Source organism: Nitrospirota bacterium (assembly GCA_016219645.1).
Lineage (GTDB): Bacteria > Nitrospirota > Nitrospiria > Nitrospirales > Nitrospiraceae > Palsa-1315.
In genome coordinates this window covers 60,932-74,896 of record JACRLR010000034.1, presented here as the reverse complement: position 1 = coordinate 74,896, position 13,965 = coordinate 60,932, and the positions used below count along the sequence as shown (strand labels likewise).

The 13,965-nt window shown below is 58.1% G+C and carries 16 protein-coding genes and 2 tRNA genes; 12 read left to right on the top strand and 6 right to left on the bottom strand.

Going from position 1 to position 13,965, the window contains the following annotated elements:
• Window position 1 precedes the first annotated feature (1 nt).
• On the bottom strand, window positions 2-3,469 hold the full coding sequence (locus HZB34_12810; protein MBI5316841.1) for an NgoFVII family restriction endonuclease: 3,468 nt from the start codon (window positions 3,467-3,469) through the stop codon (window positions 2-4).
• 641 nt (window positions 3,470-4,110) lie between these two features.
• On the opposite strand from HZB34_12810, the gene HZB34_12805 reads away from it, so the two are divergent.
• The 9 genes from HZB34_12805 (at window position 4,111) to HZB34_12765 (ending at window position 9,433) form a co-directional block, all read left to right on the top strand.
• On the top strand, window positions 4,111-4,353 hold the full coding sequence (locus tag HZB34_12805; GenBank protein MBI5316840.1) for a helix-turn-helix domain-containing protein: 243 nt from the start codon (window positions 4,111-4,113) through the stop codon (window positions 4,351-4,353).
• A 42-nt stretch (window positions 4,354-4,395) separates the two neighbouring features.
• On the top strand, window positions 4,396-5,433 hold the full coding sequence (locus tag HZB34_12800; protein ID MBI5316839.1) for a replication initiation factor domain-containing protein: 1,038 nt from the start codon (window positions 4,396-4,398) through the stop codon (window positions 5,431-5,433).
• 121 nt (window positions 5,434-5,554) lie between these two features.
• Window positions 5,555-5,842 (top strand): hypothetical protein, encoded by a 288-nt coding sequence (locus HZB34_12795; GenBank protein ID MBI5316838.1) that lies wholly within the window; start codon window positions 5,555-5,557, stop codon window positions 5,840-5,842.
• 102 nt (window positions 5,843-5,944) lie between these two features.
• Window positions 5,945-7,195 carry a hypothetical protein gene (locus HZB34_12790; protein ID MBI5316837.1) on the top strand — a complete coding sequence of 417 codons (1,251 nt, stop codon included), beginning with the start codon at window positions 5,945-5,947 and terminating at the stop codon, window positions 7,193-7,195.
• Window positions 7,192-7,467, top strand: a complete 276-nt coding sequence (locus tag HZB34_12785) for a hypothetical protein (GenBank protein ID MBI5316836.1) — start codon at window positions 7,192-7,194, stop codon at window positions 7,465-7,467. Before HZB34_12790 ends, HZB34_12785 begins: the two co-directional genes overlap by 4 nt.
• Window positions 7,468-7,719, top strand: a complete 252-nt coding sequence (locus HZB34_12780) for a hypothetical protein (protein ID MBI5316835.1) — start codon at window positions 7,468-7,470, stop codon at window positions 7,717-7,719.
• Entirely contained in the window at window positions 7,716-8,891 is a 1,176-nt protein-coding gene (locus HZB34_12775; protein ID MBI5316834.1) for a hypothetical protein, read from the top strand. The genes HZB34_12780 and HZB34_12775 overlap by 4 nt, the downstream gene beginning before the upstream one ends.
• Window positions 8,892-9,024: 133 nt before the next feature.
• On the top strand, window positions 9,025-9,225 hold the full coding sequence (locus HZB34_12770; GenBank protein ID MBI5316833.1) for a hypothetical protein: 201 nt from the start codon (window positions 9,025-9,027) through the stop codon (window positions 9,223-9,225).
• Between the two features lie 64 nt (window positions 9,226-9,289).
• Complete coding sequence (locus HZB34_12765) at window positions 9,290-9,433, top strand: hypothetical protein (protein MBI5316832.1); 144 nt, start codon at window positions 9,290-9,292, stop codon at window positions 9,431-9,433.
• Between the two features lie 4 nt (window positions 9,434-9,437).
• On the opposite strand, the gene HZB34_12760 is transcribed toward HZB34_12765, so the two are convergent.
• Window positions 9,438-9,941, bottom strand: a complete 504-nt coding sequence (locus HZB34_12760; protein MBI5316831.1) for a JAB domain-containing protein — start codon at window positions 9,939-9,941, stop codon at window positions 9,438-9,440.
• A 248-nt stretch (window positions 9,942-10,189) separates the two neighbouring features.
• Here HZB34_12760 and HZB34_12755 point away from each other — a divergent pair, with 248 nt between their 5' ends.
• Complete coding sequence (locus HZB34_12755) at window positions 10,190-10,483, top strand: helix-turn-helix domain-containing protein (GenBank protein MBI5316830.1); 294 nt, start codon at window positions 10,190-10,192, stop codon at window positions 10,481-10,483.
• On the top strand, window positions 10,484-11,578 hold the full coding sequence (locus HZB34_12750) for a tyrosine-type recombinase/integrase (GenBank protein ID MBI5316829.1): 1,095 nt from the start codon (window positions 10,484-10,486) through the stop codon (window positions 11,576-11,578).
• A gap of 6 nt (window positions 11,579-11,584) precedes the next feature.
• On the opposite strand, the gene HZB34_12745 is transcribed toward HZB34_12750, so the two are convergent.
• From HZB34_12745 to HZB34_12730, 4 genes are all read right to left on the bottom strand, one after another.
• Window positions 11,585-11,660 (bottom strand) — tRNA-Lys (locus tag HZB34_12745).
• A 101-nt stretch (window positions 11,661-11,761) separates the two neighbouring features.
• Window positions 11,762-11,838: transfer RNA gene (locus tag HZB34_12740), tRNA-Arg, on the bottom strand.
• Window positions 11,839-12,098: 260 nt separating this feature from the next.
• Entirely contained in the window at window positions 12,099-12,770 is a 672-nt protein-coding gene (locus HZB34_12735) for a YkgJ family cysteine cluster protein (protein MBI5316828.1), read from the bottom strand.
• A 6-nt stretch (window positions 12,771-12,776) separates the two neighbouring features.
• Window positions 12,777-13,334, bottom strand: coding sequence for a hypothetical protein (locus tag HZB34_12730; GenBank protein ID MBI5316827.1), 558 nt, complete (start codon window positions 13,332-13,334; stop codon window positions 12,777-12,779).
• 286 nt (window positions 13,335-13,620) lie between these two features.
• Here HZB34_12730 and HZB34_12725 point away from each other — a divergent pair, with 286 nt between their 5' ends.
• On the top strand, window positions 13,621-13,908 hold the full coding sequence (locus tag HZB34_12725; GenBank protein ID MBI5316826.1) for an HU family DNA-binding protein: 288 nt from the start codon (window positions 13,621-13,623) through the stop codon (window positions 13,906-13,908).
• Window positions 13,909-13,965 lie beyond the last annotated feature (57 nt).

Sequence of the window (13,965 nt, the reverse complement as noted above, 5' to 3'; positions counted from 1 at the left end):
GTTAGTCTTTCCGAATTCCAAGTGAGCAAATAATCATGGGTTCGCGGGCTTCAACATCCTCCTTTGGCATGCAAAGCCGATCTTCCTCATGTAGTGATAGGACGAGATCGACGAGCTTCCCGTCTGTAATGCCCGCGCGAAGCTCGCGGTTGAGTATGTCACGCGTGGCTTCTGTGAGCGGCGCGTCGTAGATCGTGTCTATCGCGTGATGGAGCGGCTTAATGTCGAACAGACTGTCTTTTACCTGGGCTGCGTAATCCTTGAGCCGTTCATACACGCGGCGGCGGGCACTCGATGGTTTGCCAAGCTGGCCACCAGTGGTGATGTGTTCGGTCTGGATGCTCGTGACGGCCTTTTGCACAAGCGGGTGGTGATTCGCCAGACGCGGGAGCGCAGACGTGTTCGGCTCACATGCGGCGGCACGGAGTATCTCATGTTGGCTCTCGGTCACCGTGCGGCCTTCTTCGTCCACCCAGGCCAGGGCGTCGTTGCCATCAGCTGTGTGGGCATACACCATGACGCCAGGCTCCGATTTGGCCCCGCCTTCGCCAACGTGCTTGGGTCCGACGGCGGAAAGCCCCTTTGTGGAAAAGACCACGTTGGGGAGATCGGAGATTCTTTTCTTCAGTGTCGGATCGGTGTCACAAGCGTTCTTCCAGATTTGGTAGGCCAGCGAGGCGAGGTCTACTTCATTGTCCTCGGGATCGTCAAGGCTGCCAGATTTTTCGGTGAAGAGATCACGAATAAGACTGTCGTGTGTTTCATCCTCAAAAAATGTTTCATCGGTGCCTACGACCTCAGCATTTTCTTGAAGGCGCTGACGCACGCGTGAGCGTAGCCGAATGAGCCGCTCAATGCCATCGGCTGGCATGAAGGAGTAGCACAGAATTTGTTCGGCCTTTTGTCCGATCCGGTCCACACGGCCAGCTCGTTGGATCAGTCGGATGATGGCCCACGGCAAGTCAAAGTTCACCACGATGGCGGCATCCTGGAGATTTTGGCCTTCACTGAGCACATCGGTCGCAACCAGGACGCGCAATTCATCAGCGGATGGAACTTTGTCTCGGGCATCGTTGCTGTCCGGACTGAATCGCCATACTAACTTGGCGGGGTTATCGGTATCGCCAGTGACGCCAGCCATATCCTTGAGGCCTCTCGTCTTTAGTTGCGTGGCCAGAAACCTGACTGTGTCAGCAAACTGGGAGAAGACGAGGACTTTCTGTCTTGGATGTTTCTTGACGAGAAGCTTGTGAAGTTCAGCCAGCTTATTGTCCAGGTCTGGCTGCCATTCACCCGCGAGCTCTAGAACGGAAAAAAGCCGCTCGGCATCCTGCCGAAGATGCTTAGCTAGGTCTTCGATAAATAGATTGGGGCGCAGCCAGTCAAACAAACGACCGTGCTCCGCACGAAGGACCTCATAACCGTTGGCGCCTGCAGCAGCAAAACCGTTAAGGGAATTGATGGGTTCTTCGATGAGATGTAAAGACCCATCGCCATCTGTACCGAATAGAGAGCTATCGCTGTCCTGGTCATCAGCGCGGGTGTCAAATAAGGCGGAGTCTTGCGTACCAACCGGTAGAGGCAAGCCATTCTCCAGTGCGTGGAGATAGATGAAATTGCGCTGGATATGGCGGCGAACGGAAAGGAGAAACGAATGGCCGCTGCTTTCAAGGCGCTTGAAGAAATTTGTTCGGCAGAAACCGATGAGACGTTTGCCTGCGCGCGAAAGGTTGGCCATCACCTCGGCTTCATCAGAGCCCGGTGGAGTGTCCGGGGTCGGCATCAAATAATTAGCGAGACCGTAGCGCGGGAGATGCAGAAGACGGATGGTGTCCACCACGCGGTCAGAGTACAGCCTCGCATATTGGTCATTCGGGTCATTATCGCGGATGCGGAAGGTGAGTGCCTTCGGTTGGCGTTTGGGAAAGTGGAAACGGGTACCACCTTCAAGGATAAGGAAGCGGCGGTCTTCGTTGGTCTTGTGGCGTTCGCAGTTCGGACACTTGTCCTGAGTAGGAAGCACTACCGTGGCACACGCGGGACACTCGGTGAAGGCATAGTTGCGCTCGACGAAGCTGCGGGTGCGGCGGACCATGAATAGGCGCATCAGCTCACGCCAGTCATCGGCGTGTACGCTTTTCTCAAATGCGGAGAGGCAATTTACCGGGCACTGGTGGCGACGGGTGAACTCATCGGGCCGCCCATCGCAGTCTTGGCGCAGGTATTCTTCGGGCCGAACGCCGACGATAGCCTCGGGGTCAAGGAAGAGCCGAAGTTGGTTGGCGAGATCGAGGTACGCTTTATTGTATGGGGTGGCAGAAAGAAGAATGCACTTACTGGCGTTGCGTGAAATGTAGTCGCGAATAACAGCCCAGCGTTTACCCTCACGATTCCGTAAGTTGTGGCTCTCGTCGATGATGACTACGCGATAGCGGCGGAGGTCCGGAAGGCTGTTCTGCGTCTGCGTGATGGAAATGATCTTGGCGATTAGACGGTAGTGATGGACGTAGTGTTCCCACATGCCGACCAGATTTTTCGGACAGAGGATGAGCGTTTCAAGAGAACGCGGCGGATCCTGAAACACGCGGGCCAGCGTAGTGGCCATGAGGGTTTTGCCAAGACCGACGACATCGCCGAGGATGACACCTCCGCGCTTGTCTAGATGGCGCGCCGCAATTCGAACTGCAGCGGATTGAAATTCAAGCAGGGTGCTACGCATATCTGTCGGGATCGTAAATTCTGAAAGGCCCGCCCTCGCCTCCGCTGCCAGGTGGTACGCCATTTTCACGTAAATATGATAGGGCGGAAGTACCTCTTCGCGTGCCCAACTTTCATCAATGACCTGGATAAGCTCTTTGGTGATATCCACGCACCAATGGTCGGTCCAACGGTCTTCAAACCAGTGTGCGAGTTTTTCCGTCGCGTCGTGGTCAAGCACATCTACGTTGAGTTCGCCTTGATGGGACAATCCCGCAAATGTGAGGTTGCTGGACCCAACAAACCCGGTGATGGGGTTGTTAGGGTCTGGGCGGAAGCAAAGATAGAGCTTGGCATGGAGCGTATGGCCCAGGAAGAGCTTCACAACGACTTTGCCAGCCTTGAGTTGAGCTGAGAGGCGACGCAGGCCTGCTTCATCTTTGTCGGTGGGGGCACCGAAGGACAGCTGGACACGGAACTCTTGCGCTAAGCGACGCTTCAGCTGAATAACGGCCTGGTTGCTTATTTGATCTCCCTTTGGCAGCAGGCTGTAGGCTGTGCGAAGCTCGTCCTGCGGGAGCCGCTGCATACCGACGAGAAGGCGACACTGCTGACCAGCTCCGCCTGCCCATTTGTCAATCAGGCCATCAATTGCCTTCCAGCCGCGAAGATTGAAGTAGCCAACGCAGAAGTCGGCACGATTCGCTAGCTGGATAGTGTCTCGGAGCGCAGGAAGGAGGGACCGTTCGATGTTGTCGAAGATTCTTGGCATACTTTCTTCTCGCGTTTGCTCTGGGAGATTTCCGCCGCAGAATACCCCTTTTCCTGCGAGAAAGCATCCCAACTGGGAAGGAAGTAGCCCTGGAAGGAAACCATTCATCCCCACTCACTTACGTTCAATCCTGCCGGGATTGACACGTAGAGAAACGCTTGTTTTGCGCAAATTATCCACTTTGCGCGCTCGATACCTAGCCAGAACCCTGCTCGCCCTTCTTACGTAACAGTCAGAATTTCTATCTGTGTACTGCCGCAGTTACATTCCTTCGGGTTGCTTCGTGACAGTTGTCTCTAAGAGTCCTTAACTGTCCAAAGCAGGCCTAAGCAGTGCACTTCCCACCATCATCTCACATCGGTATGGTCAGCGCCTTGCTTGGCCGCACCGGGAGAAAGGATTGGGCATGAAACAGGATTTGCTCACGATGAAGAAATTGGCAGCGGAACTCCGCATGAGCTCGAAGTCGATCCAGCGGTCCTCTCGAAAGGAGGAGATCCCCGTTCTGATGCCTCCTTGCTCTCTCGCTGTTGCACCTGGATACATCTGATCACATCTGGATACATCTGACTAATTCCCTTGATCTACGCAGGACGGTATGGTCGGCACCGTTATGCGCATCAACGAAAGAAAGGACACGAATGAAACCCACGTTGTTGTCGGTGAAGGAGCTGGCTCAGGAACTTGGCGTAAGTACGCAATCCATTCGTCGAGCCTATTGGGACGGTCTCATCCCCGGGTATCGATTTCAGAAAATGCTGCGCTTCGATGTGGAGCGCATCCGTCAAATCTTGCTGGAACGAGGTCTCGTCACGATGAGGCCACGCCGCGCGCGACCGCCGGCCAAGGCCGGCGGCGCGCACGAAAAAGCCCCCGTTCGGTAAAACGGGGGCGGAATTTCTAGGGGCACCGTATAGGAGGGTTTCATGAGTGTCTGGACATGTGTACTCGGGTGGTTTCGCTTCACCGTGCCGGACTCCACCGTCGAAGACGTGAAGACACGGATTGGCGGGGAGTGGATCAAGGATAAAAAAGGCTTTCTTGGCTATCGGGAAGGCTGGTTCTCCCGCGGAGGGTGTGGCGGATTAGGCCGGATCGGCACGGCAGCCACCTGGGCCCCGCGGGAAGTGCATGTGGATCTCTCCCAAGAGTTGATCAGTGACTGGACCTACCAGAAATTTCACGACATCGCGACGTGGGTGTGTGAGAACAAAGGACATTTTGGACGCATCGATGTGGCCCTCGATGACCGCAACGGCGTGATCGATGTCGATCGCATCTATGCATCGGTGAAGGCGGGGAATTGTGTCTCGCACTTCCGTCAATCCCGATTGATTTCAGGCCTGGATCTGGGATCCGGGTTGGACACTGGGAAGACCCTGTGCATGGGGTCCCGTCAGTCAGATACCTATCTGCGCATCTACGACAAAGCCGCCGAACAACGGGCGAAAGAGAAGCCGGTCGAGGGCACCTGGATTCGGTGGGAAATGGAGTGGAAAGCAGAACGCGCGGATGCGGTGGGCATGGCCCTCTCCGGGCTCGATCAGGACCAATTTCAAAAGTATATCGTCGGGGTGTTTCGCAGTGCCTTGGATTTCCGTGACTGTACTAGGGCCGATGATCCCAAGGATCGCTATTACGCGCCCTTGCTGGACTGGTGGAAAGCGCTCACGGAAGGCATGCAGCGGGCGCGTCTGGTGATTGCGACGTCCGTGAAGAAAATCGAGGAGGTCAAACGGTGGGCCGAAAAGAGCTTGTCCCCGATGTTGGGGCTGCTCTGCGCCCATCCAGAGGCGGGGGAGAAGTGGTTGGTCACGACAATCGTCGAGGGGGTGGAACGATGGCGAGGAAAACACCTGGCGCTGCTGGCCAGCGGTCAGGACGCGCGGAGGCTCCGGAAGAAGATGCGGGCGTGGAACCCACGAAACGGGTTCGCTGCCGCCTCTGCCGAACCGGTGTTTTAAGGCTCTACATGTGCGGGCCGCGATTACGTGGCCGGTGTCGAGCCTGTGGCATCGTGTTCGTGTTTCTGTGGTCCTGTTATCGACAGGGCTGGTTTCAATGGTCCGAACGAAGGGAGACGGCATGTCAAAGTTTGTCGCGAACTGCGTGGTGATGGGAGTCAAGTCGAAGCCGAGTCAGGATGGGTCACGGACCTATCGGACCGCGATGCTCTATTTCGACGACGATACGACGAGTTTGGAGGCGAGTATCTCGGATGAGCACGAGCACCTCTACAAGTTGATGGAGGCGAACAAGATGAAGCCCTGTCACCTCACGGTGAATCTCCGGGAGTACAAGGGGCAACGGTTCATTGACGTGACCGGGTATTCGCCGACGGGGGCGGTCTCGCTCCCGCCAGCCAGTAAATAAATAGAGGAGAAGAGGACGAACCATGGTCTGGACCGTGCTGACCGTCGTGGAGCAGCTCGAATACGCAGCCTTGTTCGTCCTCTGTTTCCTGATGGGGATCGTATGCGGAAAAGGGTGAGTCTGTATCTCTACATGTTGCTGGTCGAAGCCATCACGGTCTATCTCGTGGTCTTCCCGGTCTATGCGTTTCAAGTGTCGTCGTCGACCACGGGGTATGTCCGCACGCTGACCCCCAGCGGGGCTTCCACGATGTTTGCGGCCAATCGGGCCTCCACCATTGCCTCGGTCGCGTCGGCGGCCTCGGCTGGGGGGGCCGCCTCCTTCGCGCTGCGGTTGGTGACGGGGGCGGGATGGATCGGGCTCGGGGTCATGGCGGGCTTGCTGCTCTATGAGGCCTACTATACGCCGGCTGAACTGGCGGCGGTGAAGGCGGCGGCGACAGTGCCCGCCCATCAGGTCGTGCCTGGCGTGACCCTACCGGCGAATGCGCAAGTGATCCAGCCCTGTGCCGCGCCGTTTCCCTGTAGTGGGTACGATGCGATTCTAAACATCCCTGGGACGGCCCCACCGGGGACCTCAGGGTGTGTCATTGCGGTTCCCGTGATGCCGGCGGGGTGGTGGCTGTGGGGATCGAACCCGCAAGGGGACGGGGGCTGTATGATCGGGCATCTGACCGGTCAAGCGAATGCGCCGGTCACGGTGCCAGCCACGACGGGCACCCCGGCTGAGGTGGCGGCGGTCCTCCAGAACTTGCCGGCGTCTGATCCCTTGTCGATCGAGTCGAATACGGTGCCGGTAGGCGTCGGGGCGTCGTCGACGCCGGCGGATCAGGTGGTGTCGCAATCCGTGCCGGCGTCGCAAGTCACCACCCAAGTCGTCCCAGCCTCACAGGTGGGACCGACGGATGTGGTGGTGAATAAGGATGCCACGGCCCCGGCGGGACCCGTGCCGACGCAGACCAGTACCCAAACCTCGACCACCACGAATACGACCACCACGACGACGATTACGAATCCGGATGGCTCGACCACGACCACCAGCACTACCACGGAAACGGAGGAGGCGCCGGTCAGTGCGTGCAGTACTGGGAACCATGAGCCACGGACCTTCGGCGGCATCCTGCAAGATCATATGGACCGCTGGAGTGGGTCCGGGTTGCTGAGTGCGCTCAACCTGCTCAAGACGCTGACCTGGCCGACGACGCTGCCCACCTACGCGTTGCAATCGAATCTCTTGGGCACCTTCACGCTCGATTTCTCGGCCTGGTCCGGCATGCTGACCGCGATTCGGTCCATCATCATCGCGATCGCGGGGTTCGTCGCGTATCGCATCATCTTTGCGGGGGCACGATGACCGCGATTCTTCAACTGATCTATTGCTTCCTCCTCGACATGATCGCGAGCTTTAAAGACATCTGGCTGATCGGCTTCGATTCGGTCCTGGGTCCGGTGGATGCGCTCCTGGCTTCGGTGGGCACCGGCAGCCTTACCGTCCCAGTCATCGCGGATCAGTATGCCTGGCTGCTCGGCGCGACCGGTCTCTCGCAAGCGCTCGCCATTGTCGCGGGGGCCATGGGGGTGCGCTTCCTGCTTCAGTCCATTCCGTTTGTCCGTTGGGGGTCATAAATGGATGAGTGGAACCGTTCTGCGCATTGTGTGTATCGGACCTCGGTGACGGAGCGCCTGCTGACGCAGCAGGTCGCGTCTCGGCGCGGCCTGAGTGTGTCGGCCTATATTCGTGAAGCGGTCGTGTTCTACATCCTGTTGGATGGCGAGGCGTCTGAGGTGCTGACGGCAGCGGACGCGTTGGGGCCCGAGATCTTAACCTTCGTCCGAAATAAGCTCCGCGATGTGGAACGGGTGATCGAGCACGCATGATTGAACTGCTCGAAGGGGTCCCAGGGTCAGGGAAATCCTACTACGCGGTGTCAGAGCGGCTGCTCAAGTGGGTCCGGGCCGGTCGTCGCGTGTACGTGTTTGTCGAGGGATTCTATCTGGATCGGCTCGCGCTGTTTGAGGGGGTGGAGATGAGTCAGCTGCAGAAGCAAATCACGCTCTGGATGACAGGCGAAGACGTGAAGGCAGGGCTGCTGCAGGTCGAGCCGGGATCGGCCGTGTTGATTGATGAAGTCCAAACGATCTTTCGGTCGAAGGACAAAACGGACCCTGAACTCCTGCGCTGGCTGGAAACGCATCGCCATCGAGGGATCGATCTCGTGCTGATGTGTCAACAGTATGGGCAAGTCACCCTCGGGGTGAATCGGTTGGTGGAAGCGACGACGAAGTTTCGCCGGCTGGATCGGTTCGGCCTGAAGAATCGGTATCAGGCGTCGGTTCGAGGTAATCCTGAGGAGCTCGAAGTGATTCGGATGTTTTCGGGCAAGTACGAGCCGAAGCTCTACGCCTACTACTCCAGTTACTCATCAGCCGCGGTACGTGAAACGGCGCGAGGAGGGTCCATGTTGAAAAGTCCCACGGTGCTTATTGGGGGACTGGGTTTCGTCGTGGCGCTCGGCTGGTTTGCCTTTGGGGGCTGGCTCTCCGGGGCGAAACCGGCGCCAACGGCTGCCGTCTCGAAACTCCCGCCTCCCCCTCCCCTTCCGGCTGTGCCACCACCGGCCCAGTCGGTGACGGGTGTGCCACCGATCGCGAAGAGTCCGGTACGGCCGGTGCGCATTCACGGCGGCATGACCACGAGGCGTGAGGGTACGGCCGTCTGGTTGTGGGTGTCAGAAGACGGACACCTCATGACGGAGGAAGAGATTGCCGCGGAGTCAGGCGGGACGGTCTCCTCGCGCATGGTGCGCGGGGTGCGGGTGTTAACGGGAACGGGGGTGATCTATGGGGGTACGAGAGCAGACATCACGAACGCAACAAACTTTCTTGAACGAGTGGCAGCGGAAGGGGCTGTTCATCCGGCTCCCGCCCTCTCGGCACCGAGTGTGGGGCCTTCGGCTCCTGGGCCGTCTGGTGATCCACCGGCACCAGACCCTCCTCCGTCTGTGCCACAGCATCCGGGGATTCTGGCGACGCCACCAGGGCTCCTCTAGAGAATGACCATGGATCAAGCGGCACTCGATGCGATCGTGTACTGGGCGGGCGCGTGTTTCCTGGGAGGCTTTGCGGTCGGTGTGATCGTGAAGTTGTTGCTTGGGAGAACGGAGTGAGAGGAGGTGAGTGCAGATGATGAAGAAAGTCGCATTGCTGGGACTCGGTGTATCCGTGATGGCCACCGAAGCCATGGCGCAGGTGTTCCCCGTGGATGCCGCGACCTCGACCACGATCACCAGCGTCAAGGGTGACATCGTGGCGTGGGGCGTCGTGTTCATCGGGGTGGCGCTGACGATTTTCGCGTACAAGCGCGTCAAGTCGTTGGTGCGGTAATCGGGTGAGATGGGGCGGTGGCCTGTGCACGGGCTGCCGTCTTGTCTGAGGGAAGGGGCGTCCAATGGTGCTCGCAACGGTCGCGACAGATTTACAGCAACTCGGTAACGCCCTCGCGGCGGATCTCATCGGATGGGGCGCGGCAGTGATTGGGATTGCCCTCACGGCGTCCGCGGTGATCTGGGTGCTCCGGTTGATCCGTGCCTAAGCCCTCACACGCCGGGCCAGCCCTGATCGGCGAAGCTGTAGCAGCGCTCGTCGGCGAGGATGAGATGATCCAAGAGCGTGATGCCGAGCAGGTCGGCGCCCTGCCGGAGTCGGCTGGTGAGCACACGATCCTCTGGACTGGGGGTGGGATCGCCGGAGGGGTGATTGTGCGCACAGATCCAGGCGCCGGCATTCATCAGGATCAGCGGTTTGAAGACTTCGCGCGGATGCACGATCGAGAGGGTGAGTGAGCCCACGGATACCACATTGACCCCGATGATGCCGTGCTTCGCATCCAGTCCGCAGACGAGGAATTGTTCGCGGTCGACATGCGCAAACAAGGGCCGGAGCAGAGCCGCGGCGCCGACCGAGGTCAGAAGCGGGGAAGCGGCCGTCGTGGCCCGACCTTCCCGCACCAGCGTGACGCGATACCGAGGTACCGCATAGGGGTTGCGCGGCTTCGGCTGCCGTATCAGATTCAAACTGCCTTGTGAACTGTGAATGGCCATCTCCGCCTCCTTCTTCAACACAATGTTTAGCCCCACCCTTCACAGCACAGGGGTGGGGCGTCGAAGAAGCAGGCGGGATGGCGCGCTCGCGGGGGACAGGCCTGAAGTGGCTTCCGGAAGGCCTGGCCGCTGCTCTGCAGCGCCAGCTTGCACCCACTGGGGGAGCAGTCCGAATCCGATGTCGGGTGACACGCGGGAGCAAGGTTGGGGAATGGGGGTGTCGCCAGACTCCTCCGGTGTGTGTCTCTATGCTACTGACGATTAAAGACCTTGCCGAACAGTTGCGAATCAAACCCTCGACACTCTATGCCTGGGCGGCACAGAGCAAGATCCCGTGCGTCCGCATTCATGGACTCATCCGATTCCGCCCAGAAGACATTGAAAGATGGCTGTCAGGGTTTGCACCGCACCGACCCGCGTTGCCTGACTACAAGCGGCGCGGGAGAGACATTGACGAGATCATTGCGGCGGCGAAACGGGCTATCTATAATCCCCGGCACGGGGAAACCGGACCAGCATTGAGCCCTAGGAAAGGAGAGTGAATGGGGCTCTATAAAAGAAATACGGTCTGGTGGATGAGGTTCAAATATCACGGTCAGCAAGTGCGACGATCCACGGACACTTCGGATCGGCGATTAGCAGAGGCGATCCTCGCGAAGATCACGGTCGATATCGTCGAGGGTCGGCACTTTGAGAAACGAGAAGAGCAGGAACGGACGTTTGTTGAACTGATGGATCGCTATCTGAACGAACATGTCAGGAAACAGATGAGTCAACGATCCTTCAGCGGCTACACGAAGAACCTGCTGCCCTTCTTCAAGGGCGCTACCTTGGCCGAGATTACGCCGAAGCGCATCGTGGCGTATAAAGCCAAGCGGTATGCGGATGGGGTGGCACCGGCCACTATCAACCGTGAGCTCGCCTGCATGAAGAAGGCGTTTAATCTCGCCATCCGGGAATGGGAGTGGTGCCGGGACAATCCTGTCGCGCGTGTCTCCATGGAGAAAGAGCGCAATCGTCGGGACCGATGGTTGAGCACAGGAGAAGAAGAGCGTCTTCTCCAGGTTGCACGACCCTGGCTCAAGGACATCATCCTGTTCGCATTGCATACCGGCATGCGGATGGGGGAGATTCGAGCGTTGAATTGGGACGGAGTCGATTTCTTCAGAAAAACTGTGACCGTATTCCGGTCAAAGAACGGAGAGCGGCGAACCATCCCCATCAACAGTCTCGTGCTCGATGTCCTGAAGCGAAAAGCCAAGGTGCGCTCGATCAAGAGTGATTATGTGTTCCCGAGTGACACGTTCACCCTGCTTGACGACAGCCATCTTCGACGCGCCTTTCGTGGCGCGATGAAGGTGTGTCGAATCGAGAATTTCCATTTTCATGATCTCAGGCATACCTTTGCCACGAGGCTTGTGCAATCAGGGATCGATCTCTATAAGGTCCAATGTCTCTTAGGGCACAAGTCGCCGATCATGACTCAGCGTTATGCGCACCACTATCCGGAGAGCCTGCGCGAAGGAGTGGAAATGCTGGCGGGGTACAGCCTGCCTAGCACAGGGGGGGGCACAAAATTAGCACACATGGCACAAACGGCAGGTCCGGCACTGGCGACGAGTGGTGTAAGTGGTTGAAGAATTTGGTGGGCCGTGTAGGGGTCGAACCTACGGCCCGCTGATTAAGAGTCAGCTGCTCTACCAACTGAGCTAACGGCCCACCGGGTATTCAATTTTCGATGCCGACCACTGGCGGTAGTTTATCCTCGGGCGTCAAATCCACAAGACTCAGCCGAGCCCGCGGTACGAGCAAGCTCGGTTTGGTGCGCCTGACAGGATTTGAACCTGTGGCCCTCAGCTCCGGAGGCTGATGCTCTATCCAGCTGAGCTACAGGCGCTCCCGCAACCAAGGGACGTGACAGTAGCATAGGATTTCAACCTCTGTCCAGCAGCAGAATGCTGAAAAGGTCCGCCAGCGGCGTTCTCGCATCGCTCAGGTCCTCAACGTACCCCACAGGGTACGCCTCCGGATCTTCGCTCGCTGCGGCCTTGCTGGACGAGCCTTTTGAGCATCCTGCGCGGCTCAAGCGAGAGGGGCGAGAAAAGCGCGACAGGCGCGACTCACGAAGATGAAACCTCTACCCTTAACCTTCAGTCCTCAGACTTCCTCACCCATCCCGCTTTTCTCGCATGTCTCGCGAGTCTCGCCCGGTATGAACCCGTAGGGTAGGAACACCTCGTCGCCGGTAGATGATTCTGTGGCTCGATGGATCTCGTTGAGGGAAGCGGCTTCTTCCTGCGCTAAGCGATCTTCTTCTTGTCGGAGTGCGGTGGGAAGCCGCAGGATCGGGATACAGGTTTGGACTTCGCAGGCGCCATGGGTCAGACCACGATCTTCTGTCGGGATACCCATCGATCGGCAGACGAGGGGGCGGTAGTCGTAGAGGCCACAGCGGCCATCTGCTTCCAGGGCTGGGCAGGGGCGATTGTGAAATTCCGTGACTAACCGGTCGATCTCCTGATCGGACCATGTATCGAGAAAAGTGGTGTGGGTGAGTTGTGGGAACGCGGCCTCCATGGCAGCGGTCTGCTCGGAGGCACGCTGGACGATTCGTTGGCGGTGATCCGGTGGCAAGACGTCCAGCCCCTGTTGGAGAGTCTGGATGTCGAGGAGCGTGATCGGAAAGGGACCGATGCAACAACTGGTACAACCGAGCCGGCAGGGAACTTCACCGAGCAGGGAGGCAGATGCCCGCTGAAACCAATGATCGGTATTCCTATAAAGAGGGGCAAGGTCGGGTGGAGTGGGATCTGGGAGCCTGTCGGACACGGGGGCTCATTCCCCCTTGAAGGAAAGATCGACGATGAGATGGCCTTGGGGTGAATAGAAGCCCTGGTCATCGATCTGGACGATTCCGTTGCACTGGTCTTGGTAGAACTCCAGAATCCACCCGTTGAAATCGTAGCCTTCATCGGTCAACCCATCCTGAGGAAACCGAGTGGTGAGTATAAACCTCGAGCGCTCGATATGCCCTCGCACAAGTCCTGCTTCAATATCGTCATGGGCGGAGAGGATGTCCAAAAACAGTTTCTTCTCTGTGTCGAACACATCCTGGTAGCTGCCTCGATCCCTGACACAGAACACTTGAATCGGTTTTCTGTTCCGATCATACCCGAGCGTCACCTGGACCCATGCCCATTCATCCAACATGCTGTCGTCCATGTCCGGCGGAGTAATCGGGGTTTGCCCATGTGACTTGAGAAACTCCACAAGCAAACGGAGCGGGGGCGAGTTTTCCTTCTGACAAAATACGCGAGAGTACTGGTATTCTTCTGTTTTCGCTGCATCGGCCGGCTGAGCAGTCGATGGCACGATCGGTAGTTCTTTTGCCATGCTCACACTCCGGAGTCTGTCAACCGTGCGGCATAAAAATGGAAGCGGCCTGTACTCTACGCCGGCTGGCCCCGAAACTGCAAGACGCCGGTGAAGGCTATTCCCTACAGCAGGTCTGTGTTTTTCTGGTTGACAGCCTGTGAGCGCTTGGATAGACTCCCGCTGGTTTTCGCCGCTTCCAGCGATACGACTATTCGTTCATGAACATTCATCGAGTCTGAGCGGAGTCAAGCGGGGCGAGTTCACTACACTTCACCATCTTTGTTCTTTTAAGGAGGTTGCTCGTATGGCTAAGTCAATGACCAAGTCGCAAATCGCCGATTACCTGGCCCAGAAGACCGGGTTAACCAAGAAAGCTTCCGTCCAGCTCATGGACGACTTTGCTGCCTTGGCCTACAAGGAGGCGAAGAACGTGTTTGTGATCCCTGGAATCGGGAAGCTCGTCTTGGCGAACCGCAAGGCTCGCATGGGCCGGAACCCACAGACCGGCGAGGCCATCAAGATCCCGGCCAAGCGCGTGGTCAAGTTCCGCGTGGCCAAAGCCGCAAAGGATGCGATCCTCGGAAAGAAGTAGCTGAAGATCGTTCGGCATGAAGTACCAGAGGGCCGGCTCCCTGAAAAGGGCGCCGGC